Below are 14,773 nucleotides of genomic sequence, written 5' to 3'. Positions count from 1 at the left end.
GCATAAACTATGTGCATTGTGCTATGGTTTCGGTGCTGAATGTTGATGCGAGAGCTGAATGGAGGCGATCTCATGCCCACCGGTTTCCATCGTGAATCCGCAACGATCTACCAGTTTCCCGTCACGCCGACGCGGGGCGCCAACCGGTTCGAACGCGCCCGGCTGATGGAACGCGAGGCCGCTGAGGTGTGCGATGCGGCGCTCGATAGCTGCTGGTATCATGACGAGGCGGTTCGCGGGCCGGATCGGCCGACGAAGTCCTGATTTTCAGTTCCCTCAACCGGGGCGAAATGTCGACCGGGGAGAGAGCTTTGCGCACAGCCGGACTGTCGTGATACGCGGGCTCAGCGGCCGCTCAATCCAAGTTTTTCCTTTGCCACCAACGCGCCGTGTTCACTGACGACGCGGGCTGCAACGCCGGCGGCAAAGCCGGCGGCGGCGGTTGCTTGTCCGGTTTCAAGGTAGTGTGCGAGGAAGGCGCCGTTGAAACTGTCGCCGGCACTTGTCGTATCGACCACCTTCTCCACTTTTTCGGCCGGAACGAAGGTCTCATCACCGGAGAAATTCAATCGGACGCCGTCCGCGCCGTTCTTGACAACAATGTCGACGGCGCCGAGTGCACGGTAGCGCTGGATCGTCGCCTCGATGGAGGCGTCACCGAAATGCGCGGCCTCGTCGTCGAAGCTCGGCATGACGAGTACGGAGGAGCGGGCGCCTTCGCTGATCGTCGCGTGCATCACGTCGTAGCTCGCCCAGAGGCGGGGGCGGATGTTCGGGTCGAACACCACGAGCTTGCCGGCGGCCTTGGCACGGCGGACTTCGGCCAGCAGCGTCGCGGCGTCTTCCTGCGGAAGAATGGCGAGGGTGATGCCGGAGAAGTAGACGACGTCGGCGCTCTCGACCGCCTCGCGCAGGTGGTCAGGATCGGCGGCAAGGCTGCGGGCGGCCGAATTGTCGCGCCAGTAGCTGAACGAGCGCTCGCCGTCCTTCAGGCTGATCATATAGAGGCCGGGCGTCTTGCCCTTGATGCGGCGGATGAGGCTCGTGCCGATGCCTGCGTTGTCGATGAAGGCCACCATCTCATCCGACATGGCGTCGTCGCCAAGCGCAGTGAAATAATCGACCGACCAGTCGGCGGCAAGGCAGGCACGGGCATACCAGGCGGTGTTGAAGGTATCGCCGGCAAAACCCTTGCGCAGCAGGCCGTCGCCCGCCTGCGAGAGTTCCACCATGCATTCACCGATCGATAGAAACCGTCTGCTCACCTTGTCCTCCCGGCATCGGAGCGCCGCTGATCAACAGGACGCTCTATCGCTTTGAATTGACGCTTCATCCGCTGATACGCGGAGCCGGGCGGGGTGACAAGCGCCGATGTAACGCGAAATGAAAAGCCCGCCTTCGCGGACAAAGCGAAGGCGGGCTTTGGAGAAGGATGTCTATTCGTGGATGGTGTAGCTGCCGAGCTGGCAAAGATCCTGCGTGTCTTCGGTGGTGTCGAGATCGGAATCTTCGTCGAATTCGAAGCGCATGTCGTATTTGCAGACGGTGCGGCCATCGGCGATGGTGATGTTCGCGCTTTCACCCGGATTGAGAACATCCTCGCCGAAGACGTCTTGTTCCCAGCTGTCGACGCCTGCCGGCGAGCTGTAGAAGCGGGTCAGCACGGAATTGGTTCCGTTGGTGAGCTGGAACTTCAGATCTTCGGCGTGCGACGGCACGGCGGAGGCGGCGATAATCGCGGCTGCAACCGCGATCAATCCGGATAGTTTCGATTTCATGTATGCGTTCCCCAGGCCCATGATCAGGCCGGTAAGGATTAGCATGCTCTCGGATAAATCTTTCTTATCAGGGGTTTTATACCCCCAAATAGGTCTGCCTCCGGGTCTGGTCAGGGCCTGTCCATATGATAGCAGGCCGCCTTCTGGCCGGGACGGACCTCCTCGGTCGGCGGCATTTCGGTGCGACAGATATCGGTCGCCTTCCAGCAGCGGGGAGAGAAGACGCAGCCTTTCGGCGGGTTGAGCGGCGAGGGTGGATCGCCCTGCAGGCGGATGCGGGTGCGCAGGCGTGCGAGCTTCGGATCCGGGATCGGGGCTGCGGAAAACAGCGCCTGTGTATAGGGATGGGCGGGGTGATCGAAGACGGTGGCGCAGTCGCCCGCTTCCACCACGCGGCCGAGATAGAGCACCAGCACATCGTCGGAGATCAGCCGTACGACGGAAAGGTCGTGGCTGATGAAGATCAGCGTCAGGCCGAATTCCTTGCGCAGCTTGCGCAGAAGCGTGATCACCTGGCCCTGGATCGAGACGTCGAGGGCCGATACCGGCTCGTCGCAGATGATCAGCTTCGGCTTGGTGACAACAGCTCGGGCAATGCCGATGCGTTGCGCCTGGCCGCCGGAAAATTCGTGCGGGTAGCGGTTGATCATCTCCGGCACCAGGCCGACGGCGCTCATGATCTCGCGCACGCGCTCGGTGCGCTCGGCCTTCGAAAGCTTCGGCTCAAAGACGGTGAGCGGCTCGGCGATGATGTCGCCGACGGTCATGCGCGGGTCGAGCGAGGCGATCGGATCCTGGAAGATGATCTGCATGTCGCGGCGCGCCGCGCGCATTTCCTCTTCCGAGAGGTCGAGAAGATTGCGGCCCTGCCAGAGGATGCGGCCCTTCTGCGATTTCAGGAGCCGCAGGATGGAGCGGCCGAGGGTGGATTTGCCGCAGCCGGATTCGCCGACGATGCCGAGCGTGCGGCCTTCGGCGAGATCGAAGCTGACATTGTTGACGGCGGTGAGGAAGACCGGCGGCTTGAACAAGCCCTTTGCCGGCAGCTCGAACTGGGTCGTCAGGTTCTCGACCCTCAGAAGCGACCGGTCAGCCATGGTTCAGCAACTCCTCACGACGCGGGAAGGGGTGATAACAGGCGGCGCAGTGGCGCGACGCCAGGGTTTCGAGCGGCGGTGGACGGTCGATGCAATCGTCCTGAACCTGCGAACAGCGCGGCGAGAAATTGCAGCCCTTCGGCAGGTGCTGCAGGTTCGGCGGGCGCCCGGGGATGACAACGAGGTCGTCGACATCCTGGTCCGGCCGCGGGATCGAGGCATGCAGCGCCGCCGTATAAGGGTGAGCCGGATTGTCGAAAAGTTCGTCGACGGGCGCCTCCTCGACGATGCGGCCGGCATACATGACGGCGACACGGTCGGCGAGGCCGGCAACGACGCCGAGATCATGGGTGATCATGATGAGCGCCGTGTTCATTTCCGCCGTCAGGTCGTTGAAGAGATCGAGGATCTGCGCCTGAATGGTGACATCGAGCGCGGTCGTCGGTTCGTCGGCAATTAGAAGCTTCGGCTTGGTGAGCAGGGCCATGGCGATGACGATGCGCTGGCGCATGCCGCCGGAGAGCTCATGCGGATAGAGGTGGAAGCGCCGCGCGGGATCGGGGATACCGACGCGCTTCAGCATGTCGAGGGCGGCGTCGGAGGCAGCGCGCGCCGTCAGGCCGCGGTGAACCTCAAGCTGTTCCGTCAGTTGCCGGGAAATCTTCAGCGACGGGTTCAGCGCGGTCATCGGGTCCTGGAAAACCATCGCCATGTCCTTGCCGCGGATCTGGTCGAGTTCGCGCGGCTTCAGCGACAGCACGTCCTTGCCTTCGAGCAGCGCCTGTCCTGTCGTTTTGCCATTCTTGGCGAGCAGGCCCATAATGCCGAGGAAGGTCTGGCTCTTGCCGGAGCCGGATTCGCCGACGATGGCGATGCGCTCGCCGCGCCGGACGGTGAGGTTCATGTTGGAGACGGCCTTCACCTCGCCATCCGGCGTCGCGAAGGTGATCGAGTAGTCCTTGAGTTCGAGGAGGATGTCTTTTTCTTGGAGCATTCTATCGATCCTTCGGGTCGAACGCGTCGCGCAGGCCGTCGCCGATGAAAAGCAGGCTGAGCAGCAGGGCGACGAGAAAGCTTGCCGGGAAGATCAAAAGCCAGGGCATGCTTTCCATAGCATCGGTCCCTTCCGCGATCAGCGTGCCGAGCGAGGTCAGCGGTTCCTGCACGCCGAAGCCGAGATAGGACAGGAAGCTTTCGGTGGCGATGATTTCGGGCACCGTCAGTGCCGCGAAGATGACGACGGGGCCGACGAGGTTCGGAATGATGTGTTTGACGATGATCTTGAACGGCCGCTGCCCGGATGCGCGGGCCGCCTCGATGAATTCGCGATGCTTGATCGACAGCGTCTGGCCGCGCACGATGCGGGCCATGGTCAGCCATTCCAGCGCGCCGATCGCGGCGAAAAGCAGGTAGACGTTGCGGCCGAAGATCACCATCAGCAGGATGACGAAGAGGATGTAGGGAAGCGCATACATGATGTCGACGAAGCGCATCATGATCGCATCCAGTCTGCCGCCGATATAGCCCGAGATCGCGCCGTAGAGCACGCCGATGACGACCGAGACGACGGTGGCCGTCAGCGCCACGGCAAGCGAGACGCGGGTGCCGTAGAGCACGCGGGCAAGAAGGTCGCGGCCGTTCGGGTCGGTACCGAAATAATGGCCGGTCTCGATCGAGGGCGGGATGCGGAAGGCCGCCCAATCCGGATCCTCGTAGTTGAAGGGAATGACCCAGGGGCCGAGGAAGGCGGCGAGGATCAGCAGCGCCAGGACGGCAATCGACAGCACGGCCGCCTTGTTGCGGCCGAGACGGCGCAGCGCGTCCCTGGTGAGCGAACGGCCTTCGGGCGCGAGGCCTTCCGCCTCCAGAAGCTCCTGGGCCAGCAGCTCGCGTTTTGCGGGATTGAGGATCATCGGTTTCTCACTTTCGGGTCCAGCCAGGCATAGGCGATATCGACCAGAAGGTTCAGGAACACGATCAGCACCATGTAGAAGATGACCGTGCCGAGAACCATGCCGTAATCGCGGTTCAGCGCCGCATTGACGAAATAGCGGCCGATGCCGGGCAATCCGAAGATGCTTTCGACAACCAGCGAGCCGGTGAGAAGGTAGCTTGCCGCCGGTCCGAGATAGGAGACGACAGGCATCAGCGCAGGCTTCAGCGCGTGGCGCATCACCGTCAGCCGCGGGCCGATGCCCTTGGCCTTGGCGGTACGGATGAAGTTCTGGTTCATCACCTCGATCATCGAGCCGCGAGTGATGCGCGAGATGCGACCGGCATGCGGCAGGGCCAGAACGACGATCGGCAGGATCAGGTATTTGATCGAACCGTCACCCCAGCCGCCGACCGGAAACCAGCCGAGGTGGATGCCGAAGATCAGCTGCAGGATCGGCGCGATCAGGAAGTTCGGCAGCACGACGCCGACCAGGATGAGGCTGCCCAGAATGTAGTCCGGCGTCTTGTTCTGGTAGAGCGCCCCAAGACAGCCGACGGCGACACCGACGATGATGGCGATCAGGAAGGCTGCGGTGCCGATGGTGAAAGTATAGGGCAGACCGATCATGATCTGCTGGGCGACGGTGAAATCCTCACTGGCGAAGGAGGGTCCGAGATCGCCCCGCAGCAGATCGCCGACATACATCAGATACTGCTGGATCAGCGGCTTATCGAGGTTGTAGTGGACCGCGAGGTTTTTCAGGATCACCGGCGGCAATGGCCTTTCGCCATCGAACGGGCCGCCGGGGGCAAGGCGCAAAACGAAAAAACAGGCTGTGACGGCGATCCACAGAACGGGGATCGTCGATAGCAGGCGACGGAGGGCGTATTTGATCATGATCGTGGGCCGGTCCTTTCCGCAAGGCGCGGAAAGGACCGTTTTCCCTTACTCTTTCATCGACAGCCAGCGGGTGCGGTGGATGTCTTGAATATTGTCGACGAAGCCTTCGATCTTCGGCGAAACGACGTTCTTCGAAACATAGTAGTAGATCGGCAGGGCGGCAGAATCATCCAAGGCCAACTGCTCGGCCTTCTTGAACATTGCAGCGCGCTTGGTGAGATCCGTCTCGGCGTTGCCGTCCTTGATCAGCTTGTCGTACTCGGGATTGGACCAGCGACCGTAGTTCATCTGGACACCTGTGACCAGGAGGTTCAAGAAATTATCCGGATCGTTGTAATCGGCGAGCCAGCCGGCGCGGCCGATCTGTACTTCGCCGCGCTGCAACTGATCATAGTGCACTTTGGTCTCGGCATTGACGAGTTCGACATTGACGCCGAGCGGCTTCCACATGGAGGCGATGGCCACGGCGATGCGTTTATGGTTGTCGTTGGTGTTGTATTTGAGCTCGGCAGTCAGCGGATGATCCGGACCGAAACCGGCATCCTTCAGCAGCTTCTTGGCTTCTTCGACCTTGTCCTTATAGGGAAGATCTTTCCAGGAGACGTAGGCCGGCTCGCCGTAGTTTGCCGTGCCCGGCGGAACCCAGGAGTAGGCCGGCAGTTCGCCGGTGCCGAGAATCTGCGGGCCGATGACTTCGCGGTTGATCGCCATGGAGAGAGCCTGGCGCACGCGCTTGTCGGCGAAGGGCGGCTTGGTCGAATTGATGACGTAGTAGTAGAGGCCGGAGAAGGGAGCGACATGCGCCTGGCCAGGCAGGTTCTTCTTCATCCACTCGTACTGGTCGGTCGGGAAATCGGTCAGGATGTCGAATTCGCCGGCGCGGTAGCGTTTCAGCGCGGCTTCCTGGTCCTCGAGCACGAAGAATTTGGCGCCGTCGATCTTCAGGTCCTTGGCGCCGTACCACTGATCGTTCTTGACCGTCGTGACATGGGAGCCCGGAACCCACTCGACCGGCTTATAGGGGCCGTTGGTGACGATATTGCCGATCTTGACCCAATCCTGCCCCTTCGCCTCGACGACATGTTTGGGCAGCGGATAGGCGGTGTAATGCATCAGGGCGTTGAGGAAATAGGGGGTCGGGTTTTCGAGGGTGATCTCAAGCGTCTTGTCGTCGATCGCCTTGACGCCGAGCTGGTTGAGATCGGTGATCTCGCCCTTGTTGATCTTTTCGGCGTTCTTGATGGTGAACTGCAGATAGGCATAGTCGGCGGCGTTTTTCGGGTCGACGAGGCGCTGGAAGGCGAAGACGAAGTCTCCTGCCGTTACCGGCTGGCCATCGGACCACTTGATGCCGTCGCGAAGCTTGAAGGTGTAGACCTTGCCATCCGGCGAAATCGTCCAGCTTTCGGCCTGGCCGGGGACCGGATTGTCCTTGGCGTCTTCGGTGACGAGGCCTTCGAAGATGTCGCCGGCGATGCGGTTTTCCCAGTCGCCCGAAAGTTTCTGCGGATCGAGCGACTGCGGGTCGCCACCATTGTGAATGTTGAGCGTGGCCGCATGGGCTGAAAACGCCAGCAATGTGCCAAGCATTGCGGAGGCGAGAAATTTTTTCGTGAACTGGTTCATCGTGGGTCCACCTTTCTAGGCTTTGCGCCTTTATTAGACATCTGTTCCCGGTGTTTGACCTCTTACGTGCAGGTCAGTGCGCACCTTATCGCAAAGGAATCGCGTTGCAACCCCAAATCCGGCGGCTGGAAAGGGGTTGTGGACAAGCCTATATACGTCTCCCCCTTGTCGGATCGCGACGACCTATTGCGACATCGGCAGCACTTTCATAACGGTTTGATGTGGTTGTCTTTTGTTTCGTCCGCTTTAGTGTGGCGAGCACAAACAGCAGGAGACGTAGCCGATGGCATTGCAGACGGGCGGGAATGCGGACTGGTGGCGCGGCGCGGTGATCTATCAGGTTTATCCGCGATCGTTTCAGGACACGAACAGCGACGGGCTTGGCGATCTCAAGGGCATCACCCGCCGGCTGCCGCATATCGCCAGCCTCGGCGTCGATGCGATCTGGCTCTCGCCCTTCTTCAAATCGCCGATGGCGGATATGGGTTACGACGTTTCCGATTATTGCGACGTCGATCCGATCTTCGGCACGCTTGCCGATTTCGACGAGATGATGGCCGAGGCGCACAGGCTCGGCATCAAGGTCGTCATTGACCAGGTGATCTCGCATACGTCGGACCGGCATCCCTGGTTCGTCGAGAGCCGGGCGAGCCGGACCAATCCGAAGGCGGACTGGTATGTCTGGGCCGATCCGAAACCGGATGGGACTGCGCCGAACAACTGGCTGTCGATCTTCGGCGGGCCGGGCTGGGAGTGGGATGGTGTGCGTCGGCAATATTACCAGCACAATTTCCTGACCTCGCAGCCCGATCTCAATTTTCACAGCAGCCAAGTGCAGGATGCCGTGCTGAAGACGGTAAAGTTCTGGCTCGACCGCGGCGTCGACGGCTTCCGGCTGGATACGGTCAATTATTATTTCTGCGACAGAGAGCTCAGAAGCAATCCGCCGCACGAGCCCGACACCGATGACGGCGGCCTCGATGCACCCGACACCAACCCCTACGGCATGCAGAACCATCTCTACGACAAGACCCAGCCGGAGAATATCGGCTTCCTCAAGCGTTTCCGGGCCCTGCTCGATCAATATGAGGACCGTACGACCGTCGGCGAAGTCGGTGACGGTGCGCGCTCGCTGAAGACGGTGGCGGCCTATACGAGCGGCGATGACAAGCTGCACATGTGCTACACCTTCGATCTGCTGGGGCCGGAATTCACCGCCCCGCATATTCGCGGCTGCGTCGAGGCTTTTCAGAAGGCCGTCACGGACGGCTGGGTCTGCTGGGCTTTTTCCAATCACGACGTCATGCGCCATGTCAGCCGCTTCGCGCTGACCGAGGAGGAGCGGCCCGTCATCGCCAAGCTGGCGATCTCGGTGCTTGCGGCGCTGCGCGGCTCGATCTGCCTCTATCAGGGCGAAGAGCTCGGCCTGCCGGAGGCGGAACTCGCCTTTGAGGATCTGCGCGACCCCTACGGCATCCGCTTCTGGCCGGCCTTCAAGGGTCGCGACGGATGCCGCACGCCGATGCCCTGGGAAGCCGGCAAGGCGCATGCGGGCTTCACCTCGGCCGAGAAGAGCTGGCTGCCGGTGCCCTACGAGCAGGCCGCACTTTCCGTCGATACGCAGGAGGCAAGTGACAGCTCGGTACTCAATCACTACCGCAGGACGCTCGCATTCCGGAAGAGCCACCCGGCGCTGATCGACGGGGAGATGACCTTTATCGGCACCAACCAGGACCTGCTCGCCTTCACCCGTGAAAAGGGCGGGGAAAGGTTGCTCTTTGTTTTCAACCTGACGCGCAAACCGGCCGAGTTCCGCCTGCCTGACGGCATGGCGCTCGGGGAGGCGCTTGCGATGCCGGGGTTTGAGGCGGTGGCGGGTTCGGGATCGGTGAAGCTTGCGGCGTTGGATGGGTTCTGTGCACGGGTCTGATATCCGCGCTGCTGTGGTCGGACGTGGTCTTGATAGGGTCTGTATTTTTTAAATTACAACTGATATGTTCATCTTGAAGCAGACGGCCACTTTCCAGAAGTGGCACAAAAGGTTGAAAGACGGAAAGGCCAAGGCAATGATTGCTTTACGCCTTCAGCGTCTTGCCACCGGGCATTCCGGCGATGCCGCGCCGGTCGGCGAGGGGGTGAGTGAACTACGCATTCACTATGGGCCTGGCTATCGAATTTATTATCGGAAGCGGGGAGAAACGATCATCGTCCTCCTCTGCGGCGGTGATAAAAGTACGCAGGACGCCGATATACGGACGGCAAAGAGAATTGCCATGGAATGGAGTGAAGACAATGGCTGAAGAGATTTTCGACTTCGATCCGGCTGAGTTGCTCGATTCCGATGAGGCTATCGAAACCTTTATTACCGAGGCCCTGCAGACCGGGGATGCGAAATTCATCGCGTCTGCCCTTGGCGTCGTTGCACGCGCCAAGGGCATGAGCAAGATTGCCAGGGAAACCGGTCTTGCGCGCGAGCATCTCTATACTGCGCTGAGTGAAAACGGAAATCCCACCCTGGAAACAACCCTCGCTGTCATGAAGGCGATCGGGCTTGAACTCACGACGCGGCATCACGCGGTTTGAAAACTATTTCAGCAGTTTGTCATAATCGGCATGGGAACCGATCCAAAACCAGATGACATCATCTCCGTCCCTGACGGCCAGTGCTCTCCAGGATGTGCCGACCAGAAGCGACCAACGCGCTTGAAGTGCAGCGATGGATGTCTGGGATCTTGTTTGCGCAGATCGAAATTTTCGTCGGCAAGCTTTCGTATGTGCTCAGGCAAGCCATCATAGGCCGCTCAGAAGGCGGGGGTCGCGTGGTGTTTCAAAGCCGCCTTGTCTTTCCGGCACGAAAATCCGCAAGGGCCTTCTCCGCGAGATGATCGAGCCTGCCGCCTGCGGCGTCTGCCTCGATCTGCCGATCCCAGCGTTCGGCCTGAAGGGTTTCAAACCACGCGGAAAAGGCCTCGAACTCCTGCTTGTTGAGTTCGGCGACGGATTTCTCAATCTGTTCCAGCTTGGTCATAGTCAGCTCCGGCGATATCACAAAATAGGCCCTGCCGCTGGATTTGCCAAGAATTCCGTCACCCGATCAGCGCGAACTTGTCCACATCGACCATCCCACGGTCTGAAATCTTGAGGTGTGGAATGACAGGCAGGGGCAGGAAGGCGACCTGCAGGAAAGGTTCTTCCAAGGTCGTGCCAAGGGCGTAGGCGGCCTTGCGCAGATGGTGCAGCGTGTCGCGAACCGTCTCATAGGGTTCCAGGCTCATCAGGCCGGCGATGGGGAGGGCGATTTCGCCGGTGACCTTGCCGTCCTCGACGACGACGAAGCCGCCGTTGATTTCGCCGAGACGGTTAGCGGCGCGCGCCATGTCGTCCTCGTCGACGCCGACGACGCAGATATTGTGGCTGTCATGGCCGACGGTTGAGGCGATCGCGCCCTTCTTCAGGCCGAAGCCCTGGACGAAGCCGTTGGCGTGGTTGCCGTTCTTGCCGTGGCGCTCGATGACGGCAACCTTGATGATGTCGTTGGCAAGATCGACCGACGTCTCGTTGCCCTTGACGGGCAGGCGATAGCGGCGATGCTGGGTGATGATCTTGCCGGGCACAACGCCGATGACGGATGTTTCGCCCTCTCTGGCCGGCACGCCGAAATGGGCGGCGTTGACGGGCCGGGCCTTGACGCTGTCGAGGCCGATCGGGGCGACAGGCCTGCGCGTGGAAAAGAGTGCTTTGGTGACACGGCGGCCGGCAGAGAAGACCATATCGGCGCGGCAGTTTTCCAGGCTGTCGAGAACCACAAGATCGGCGCGCCAGCCGGGCGCTACGAGGCCGCGGTCCCTGAGCCCGAAAGCGCGAGCGGCGGAGATCGAGGCGGCGCGATAAATCGCCAGGGGCTCGACGCCGTTGGCGATCGCCGTGCGGATCATATGATCGAGATGGCCCTGTTCGGCGATATCGAGCGGATTGCGGTCGTCGGTGCAGAGCGCGAGGTAGGGGGAAAGCCGCTCGGTGATGATCGGGATCAGCGCGGCGAGGTCCTTGGACACCGAGCCTTCGCGCACCAGGATATGCACGCCCTTGCGGATCTTTTCCAGCGCTTCGGCTGCGGTGGTGCATTCGTGCTCGGTACGGATACCGGCCGAGAGATAGCCGTTGAGGTCGTTGCCGGAAAGAAGCGGCGCGTGACCGTCGATATGGCCGCCCTGGAAGGCGTCGAGCTTGGCCATGCAGACGGGATCCTTGTGGATCACGCCGGGGAAATTCATGAATTCGGCAAGGCCGATGACCTTCGGATGATGGCGGAAGGGCAGGAGGCTCTCGACCGGCAGGTCGGCGCCTGATGTTTCGAGATGCGTCGCCGGCACGCAGGAGGAGAGCTGGACGCGGATGTCCATGATCGTTTCCAGGGCGGATTCGAGAAAAAATTCGATGCCGGCGGCTCCGAGCACATTGGCGATTTCATGCGGATCGCAGATGGCGGTGGTGACGCCATAGGGCAGGACACAGCGGTCGAATTCATGCGGCGTCACCAGCGAGGATTCGATGTGCAGATGTGTGTCGATGAAGCCAGGAACGACTATTTTGCCCGATATGTCGATCTCGGTCTCGCCCTCGTAATCACCCGAGGTGCCGACGATGCGGTCGGCGCCGATGGCGATGTCGGAGCGGACGACTTCGCCGGTGACGAGATCGAAGAAACTGCCGCCTTTCAGCACGATATCGGCAGGCACGCGGCCCACACCCTGGTCGATGAGACGTTCGAGTCTGTTGGTCATGGCACCGCTCACATTGCAACCGATTCCGGAACTTATAACCGATCTGCGGCGACATGCGATGCCACAAACGAAACCGGGCGCCTTATGGCGCCCGGTCGCAGTCTCTATACTTTGACTTATTCCGCAGCGACGATCTTGCCGCCTTCCCACTTGTAGAGCGAGAAGCTCTGCGAAGTCAGATCGCCGGTTTCGCCGTAGGTGACCTTGCCGATGGCGGTCGGGATTTCCTTGCCGTCTTTCAGCGCAGCCGCGACGGCTTCCGCGTCCTCGGCACTGCCGGCCTTCTCGATGCCGGCTTTCAGCACTTCGACGGCGGCATAGGCGTTGAGCGTGAAGGCTTCGGCCGGGATGTTCTTGGCAGCAAGCGCCTCGGCGGCCGCCTTGGAATCCGGGTTCTTGGTGGCGTCCGAGGCGTTGGTGAAAAGCGTGCCGGCGGCCGCATCCGTGCCGATCGCCCAGAATTCGGTATTGGAGAGGCCGTCACCGCCGATGATCGTTGCGTTGGCGGCGAGGTCATGCAGCTGGCGGGCGAGCAGGCCGCCTTCCGGGTGGTAGCCGCCGAAATAGACGAGGTCGACCTTCTCGGACTTGATGCGGGTGGTGAGCGCGCTGAAATCCTTATCGCCGGGGGTGATCGCGTCATTGACGACTTCGGTGATGCCGCCAGCGTTCAGTGTCGCCTTGAAGGCGTCGGCGAGACCCTTGCCGTAGGCGCCCTTGTCGTTGACGATGGCGACGCGCTTGTCCTTGAAATTCTTCAGCACGTATTTGGCGGCGACTTCAGCCTGTTGATCGTCGCGGCCGCAGGTGCGCAGCACATTGGTGAGGCTGCGCTTGGTGAGATCGGGAGCCGTGGCGGTCGGGGTGACCATCAGTACGCCGTTTTCAGCCAGAACGTCCGAAACCGGGATGGCAACGCCTGATGTGACCGGGCCGACGACGAAGCGGATGCCGTCGCCGACGACCTTGTTGGCGGCGGAAACGCCCTGCTTCGGCTCGCCGGCATCGTCGGCCAGTTCGAGGACGACCTTCTCGCCGAGAATCCCGCCCTTCTTGTTGATCTCGTCGACGGCGGTCTGGGCGCCGTTCTTGACCTGGTCGCCGTAGGCGGCGACGGGGCCGGTCAGCGGCGCGATCAGGCCGATGGTGATATCGGCATGGGCGAGCGGCGCAAAGGCGAGCGACGCGACCAGGGTCGCCGTCAATGTCTTGAGGGTCATAGTCTGTCTCCTTGGGTGGGGTCCTTCGACCCTCGATGAGGTGCCGCGCCGGATTTTCGATCATTCAACAGCCCTTCGGGCTGTGCCAAGGACGATCGACAACGGCGCAATCAGCGAACCTGCCGGCCATGTTTGACTCGGCGGAGGCTCATGACAGGATTTCTAAGAATTTTGACGGGATTTCGCAAGATCATAACAAAACCGAGGAGAAATTGGGTCGATCCGGCCGATAGTTCGATCGAAATGGTTCTTTTTGTCGTGATTTTGCGTTTTTTGGGGGGCAGGCTGCCAGGCGCAAACTCTCGTCGAGAAGGAAAACCGAATTCATGCGGCTCCTTCATGTCTCGCATTAACCGTTAATTCGGTGGATTGTAGTAGAAGCATGCGACACGCAAATAGTGCTGCGCTGCAAACGAAAGCTCCACGAATTATAGAGACGTATCGGGACTAGAGATCTGAATGCTCAAGCGTATCGACGCCAATCAGGTGCGTATCGGAATGTTTGTAGAGGCTATCGAGGGCCTGTGGCAGGATCCGCTTTTGTCGAAGCGCAGATTTTCCATTCGTCGTGAGCTCGACGCCGCAAAAATTCGGAAGTGCGGCACTGCCGTCGTCGTCATCAACACCAGCAAGGGCCTCGATACCAATGGCCTGCCGGGTCGTGACACCGAGATCGATAGCAAGGCGGCGCGCGAAACCGTGCAGAAATCCGTACAGATGCTGGAGGAGGTTTTCGGCCGCGTGAAAAATGGTGAGGGAATCACCTTCGAGCAAGTGGCGCCGGTGATTTCCTCCGTCTCCAAGTCGATGGATGAGAACCCTTCCGTTTTCCTGAGCGTGACGCGTCTAAAATCAAAAGACGAAGTGACGTTCCTCCATTCGATTTCGGTGAGTGCGCTGATGATCCTTTTCGGCCGTCATCTCGCGCTTGATGAGGCTACGGTTCAGATGCTCGGCACCGCCGGGTTGCTGCACGATGTCGGCAAGCTCGAAATTCCGCTGGAGATCCTTACCAAGGAAGGGCGCCTGGAAGAGGATGAGATCGGCTTGATGCGAAGGCATCCGGAGCAAGGACACGCGATCCTGTTGCGGCAGGAGGGCCTGTCTGACATCGTTCTCGACGTCTGCCTCAATCACCACGAACGCACCGATGGCAAGGGCTATCCGCGTGGGCTGTCCGGCAGCGCGATCAGCCTGTATGCGCGTATTGCGACGATTTGTGATGTCTACGACGCCGTCACCTCGGTACGACCTTACAAGGCGCCATGGAGTGCCAGCGATGCGTTGAAATGGATGATGGGCGTCGAAGGCCATTTCGATCGCCGGCTTCTGAAGAAATTTGCTCTCTGCCTCTCCGTCGCCTCAGTGATCTGAATTTTCTTTCCGGAAACGAAAAGCCCGCGAGGACGATGTCCGTCGCGGGCTGCGGTAT

Annotated in this window: 16 protein-coding genes; 5 read left to right on the top strand and 11 right to left on the bottom strand. The window is 60.7% G+C overall.

The window, feature by feature from the left end; genetic code table 11:
* The first annotated feature begins 72 nt into the window (after positions 1-72).
* Entirely contained in the window at positions 73-264 is a 192-nt protein-coding gene (gene gstI / locus GGD57_RS10885) for a glutamine synthetase translation inhibitor GstI (RefSeq protein WP_184469549.1), read from the top strand.
* A gap of 80 nt (positions 265-344) precedes the next feature.
* Here the strand turns inward: gstI and GGD57_RS10880 are convergent, their stop codons facing one another.
* The 7 genes from GGD57_RS10880 to GGD57_RS10850 all read right to left on the bottom strand — a co-directional run bounded on the left by GGD57_RS10880 (position 345) and on the right by GGD57_RS10850 (position 7,337).
* Positions 345-1,265, bottom strand: a complete 921-nt coding sequence (locus tag GGD57_RS10880) for a PfkB family carbohydrate kinase (RefSeq protein WP_184469547.1) — start codon at positions 1,263-1,265, stop codon at positions 345-347.
* 171 nt (positions 1,266-1,436) lie between these two features.
* Positions 1,437-1,778 carry a hypothetical protein gene (locus GGD57_RS10875; RefSeq protein WP_184469546.1) on the bottom strand — a complete coding sequence of 114 codons (342 nt, stop codon included), beginning with the start codon at positions 1,776-1,778 and terminating at the stop codon, positions 1,437-1,439.
* A gap of 110 nt (positions 1,779-1,888) precedes the next feature.
* Entirely contained in the window at positions 1,889-2,875 is a 987-nt protein-coding gene (locus GGD57_RS10870) for an ABC transporter ATP-binding protein (protein ID WP_184469543.1), read from the bottom strand.
* Positions 2,868-3,869 carry an ABC transporter ATP-binding protein gene (locus GGD57_RS10865; protein ID WP_184469542.1) on the bottom strand — a complete coding sequence of 334 codons (1,002 nt, stop codon included), beginning with the start codon at positions 3,867-3,869 and terminating at the stop codon, positions 2,868-2,870. Before GGD57_RS10865 ends, GGD57_RS10870 begins: the two co-directional genes overlap by 8 nt.
* Before the next feature lies 1 nt (position 3,870).
* Complete coding sequence (locus GGD57_RS10860; protein ID WP_184469540.1) at positions 3,871-4,788, bottom strand: ABC transporter permease; 918 nt, start codon at positions 4,786-4,788, stop codon at positions 3,871-3,873.
* Complete coding sequence (locus GGD57_RS10855) at positions 4,785-5,708, bottom strand: ABC transporter permease subunit (protein ID WP_184469538.1); 924 nt, start codon at positions 5,706-5,708, stop codon at positions 4,785-4,787. Before GGD57_RS10855 ends, GGD57_RS10860 begins: the two co-directional genes overlap by 4 nt.
* A 48-nt stretch (positions 5,709-5,756) precedes the next feature.
* Positions 5,757-7,337 (bottom strand): peptide ABC transporter substrate-binding protein, encoded by a 1,581-nt coding sequence (locus GGD57_RS10850; protein WP_184469536.1) that lies wholly within the window; start codon positions 7,335-7,337, stop codon positions 5,757-5,759.
* Between the two features lie 283 nt (positions 7,338-7,620).
* Between GGD57_RS10850 and GGD57_RS10845 the strand changes: the two genes are divergently transcribed.
* From GGD57_RS10845 to GGD57_RS10835, 3 genes are all read left to right on the top strand, one after another.
* Entirely contained in the window at positions 7,621-9,267 is a 1,647-nt protein-coding gene (locus GGD57_RS10845) for an alpha-glucosidase family protein (protein WP_184469534.1), read from the top strand.
* Between the two features lie 64 nt (positions 9,268-9,331).
* Positions 9,332-9,637 (top strand): type II toxin-antitoxin system RelE/ParE family toxin, encoded by a 306-nt coding sequence (locus GGD57_RS10840; RefSeq protein ID WP_184469531.1) that lies wholly within the window; start codon positions 9,332-9,334, stop codon positions 9,635-9,637.
* On the top strand, positions 9,630-9,920 hold the full coding sequence (locus GGD57_RS10835; protein ID WP_184469529.1) for an addiction module antidote protein: 291 nt from the start codon (positions 9,630-9,632) through the stop codon (positions 9,918-9,920). Before GGD57_RS10840 ends, GGD57_RS10835 begins: the two co-directional genes overlap by 8 nt.
* A gap of 3 nt (positions 9,921-9,923) precedes the next feature.
* On the opposite strand, the gene GGD57_RS29515 is transcribed toward GGD57_RS10835, so the two are convergent.
* The 4 genes from GGD57_RS29515 to GGD57_RS10820 form a co-directional block, all read right to left on the bottom strand.
* Entirely contained in the window at positions 9,924-10,001 is a 78-nt protein-coding gene (locus GGD57_RS29515; RefSeq protein WP_432443345.1) for a hypothetical protein, read from the bottom strand.
* A 163-nt stretch (positions 10,002-10,164) separates the two neighbouring features.
* Positions 10,165-10,365: a hypothetical protein gene (locus tag GGD57_RS10830; protein WP_184469527.1), complete on the bottom strand. Its 201-nt coding sequence runs from the start codon at positions 10,363-10,365 to the stop codon at positions 10,165-10,167.
* 58 nt (positions 10,366-10,423) lie between these two features.
* A complete protein-coding gene (ade, locus tag GGD57_RS10825) occupies positions 10,424-12,121 on the bottom strand; it encodes an adenine deaminase (protein WP_184469525.1) in 1,698 nt (565 codons plus the stop codon).
* 116 nt (positions 12,122-12,237) lie between these two features.
* Positions 12,238-13,341, bottom strand: coding sequence for a branched-chain amino acid ABC transporter substrate-binding protein (locus tag GGD57_RS10820; protein WP_184469523.1), 1,104 nt, complete (start codon positions 13,339-13,341; stop codon positions 12,238-12,240).
* Between the two features lie 459 nt (positions 13,342-13,800).
* On the opposite strand from GGD57_RS10820, the gene GGD57_RS10815 reads away from it, so the two are divergent.
* Positions 13,801-14,715 (top strand): HD-GYP domain-containing protein, encoded by a 915-nt coding sequence (locus GGD57_RS10815; RefSeq protein WP_184469521.1) that lies wholly within the window; start codon positions 13,801-13,803, stop codon positions 14,713-14,715.
* The last annotated feature ends 58 nt before the right edge of the window (positions 14,716-14,773 follow it).

Origin of the sequence: Rhizobium esperanzae (assembly GCF_014197615.1) — a bacterium.
GTDB classification, from domain to species: Bacteria; Pseudomonadota; Alphaproteobacteria; order Rhizobiales; family Rhizobiaceae; genus Rhizobium; species Rhizobium esperanzae_A.
Note: the sequence above shows the minus strand (reverse complement) of the source record. Positions and strands in the feature narration are given on the sequence as shown.

Bases quoted from the DNA above. Each gene is read 5' to 3' on its own strand.
- GGD57_RS10860 (WP_184469540.1), bottom strand. From the start codon at position 4,788: ATGATCCTCAATCCCGCAAAACGCGAGCTGCTGGCCCAGGAGCTTCTG.
- GGD57_RS10875 (WP_184469546.1), bottom strand. From the start codon at position 1,778: ATGAAATCGAAACTATCCGGATTGATCGCGGTTGCAGCCGCGATTATC.
- GGD57_RS10835 (WP_184469529.1), top strand. From the start codon at position 9,630: ATGGCTGAAGAGATTTTCGACTTCGATCCGGCTGAGTTGCTCGATTCC.
- GGD57_RS10830 (WP_184469527.1), bottom strand. From the start codon at position 10,365: ATGACCAAGCTGGAACAGATTGAGAAATCCGTCGCCGAACTCAACAAG.
- ade (WP_184469525.1), bottom strand. From the start codon at position 12,121: ATGACCAACAGACTCGAACGTCTCATCGACCAGGGTGTGGGCCGCGTG.
- GGD57_RS10840 (WP_184469531.1), top strand. From the start codon at position 9,332: ATGTTCATCTTGAAGCAGACGGCCACTTTCCAGAAGTGGCACAAAAGG.
- GGD57_RS10865 (WP_184469542.1), bottom strand. From the start codon at position 3,869: ATGCTCCAAGAAAAAGACATCCTCCTCGAACTCAAGGACTACTCGATC.
- gstI (WP_184469549.1), top strand. From the start codon at position 73: ATGCCCACCGGTTTCCATCGTGAATCCGCAACGATCTACCAGTTTCCC.
- GGD57_RS10815 (WP_184469521.1), top strand. From the start codon at position 13,801: ATGCTCAAGCGTATCGACGCCAATCAGGTGCGTATCGGAATGTTTGTA.
- GGD57_RS10845 (WP_184469534.1), top strand. From the start codon at position 7,621: ATGGCATTGCAGACGGGCGGGAATGCGGACTGGTGGCGCGGCGCGGTG.
- GGD57_RS10850 (WP_184469536.1), bottom strand. From the start codon at position 7,337: ATGAACCAGTTCACGAAAAAATTTCTCGCCTCCGCAATGCTTGGCACA.
- GGD57_RS10855 (WP_184469538.1), bottom strand. From the start codon at position 5,708: ATGATCAAATACGCCCTCCGTCGCCTGCTATCGACGATCCCCGTTCTG.
- GGD57_RS10870 (WP_184469543.1), bottom strand. From the start codon at position 2,875: ATGGCTGACCGGTCGCTTCTGAGGGTCGAGAACCTGACGACCCAGTTC.
- GGD57_RS10820 (WP_184469523.1), bottom strand. From the start codon at position 13,341: ATGACCCTCAAGACATTGACGGCGACCCTGGTCGCGTCGCTCGCCTTT.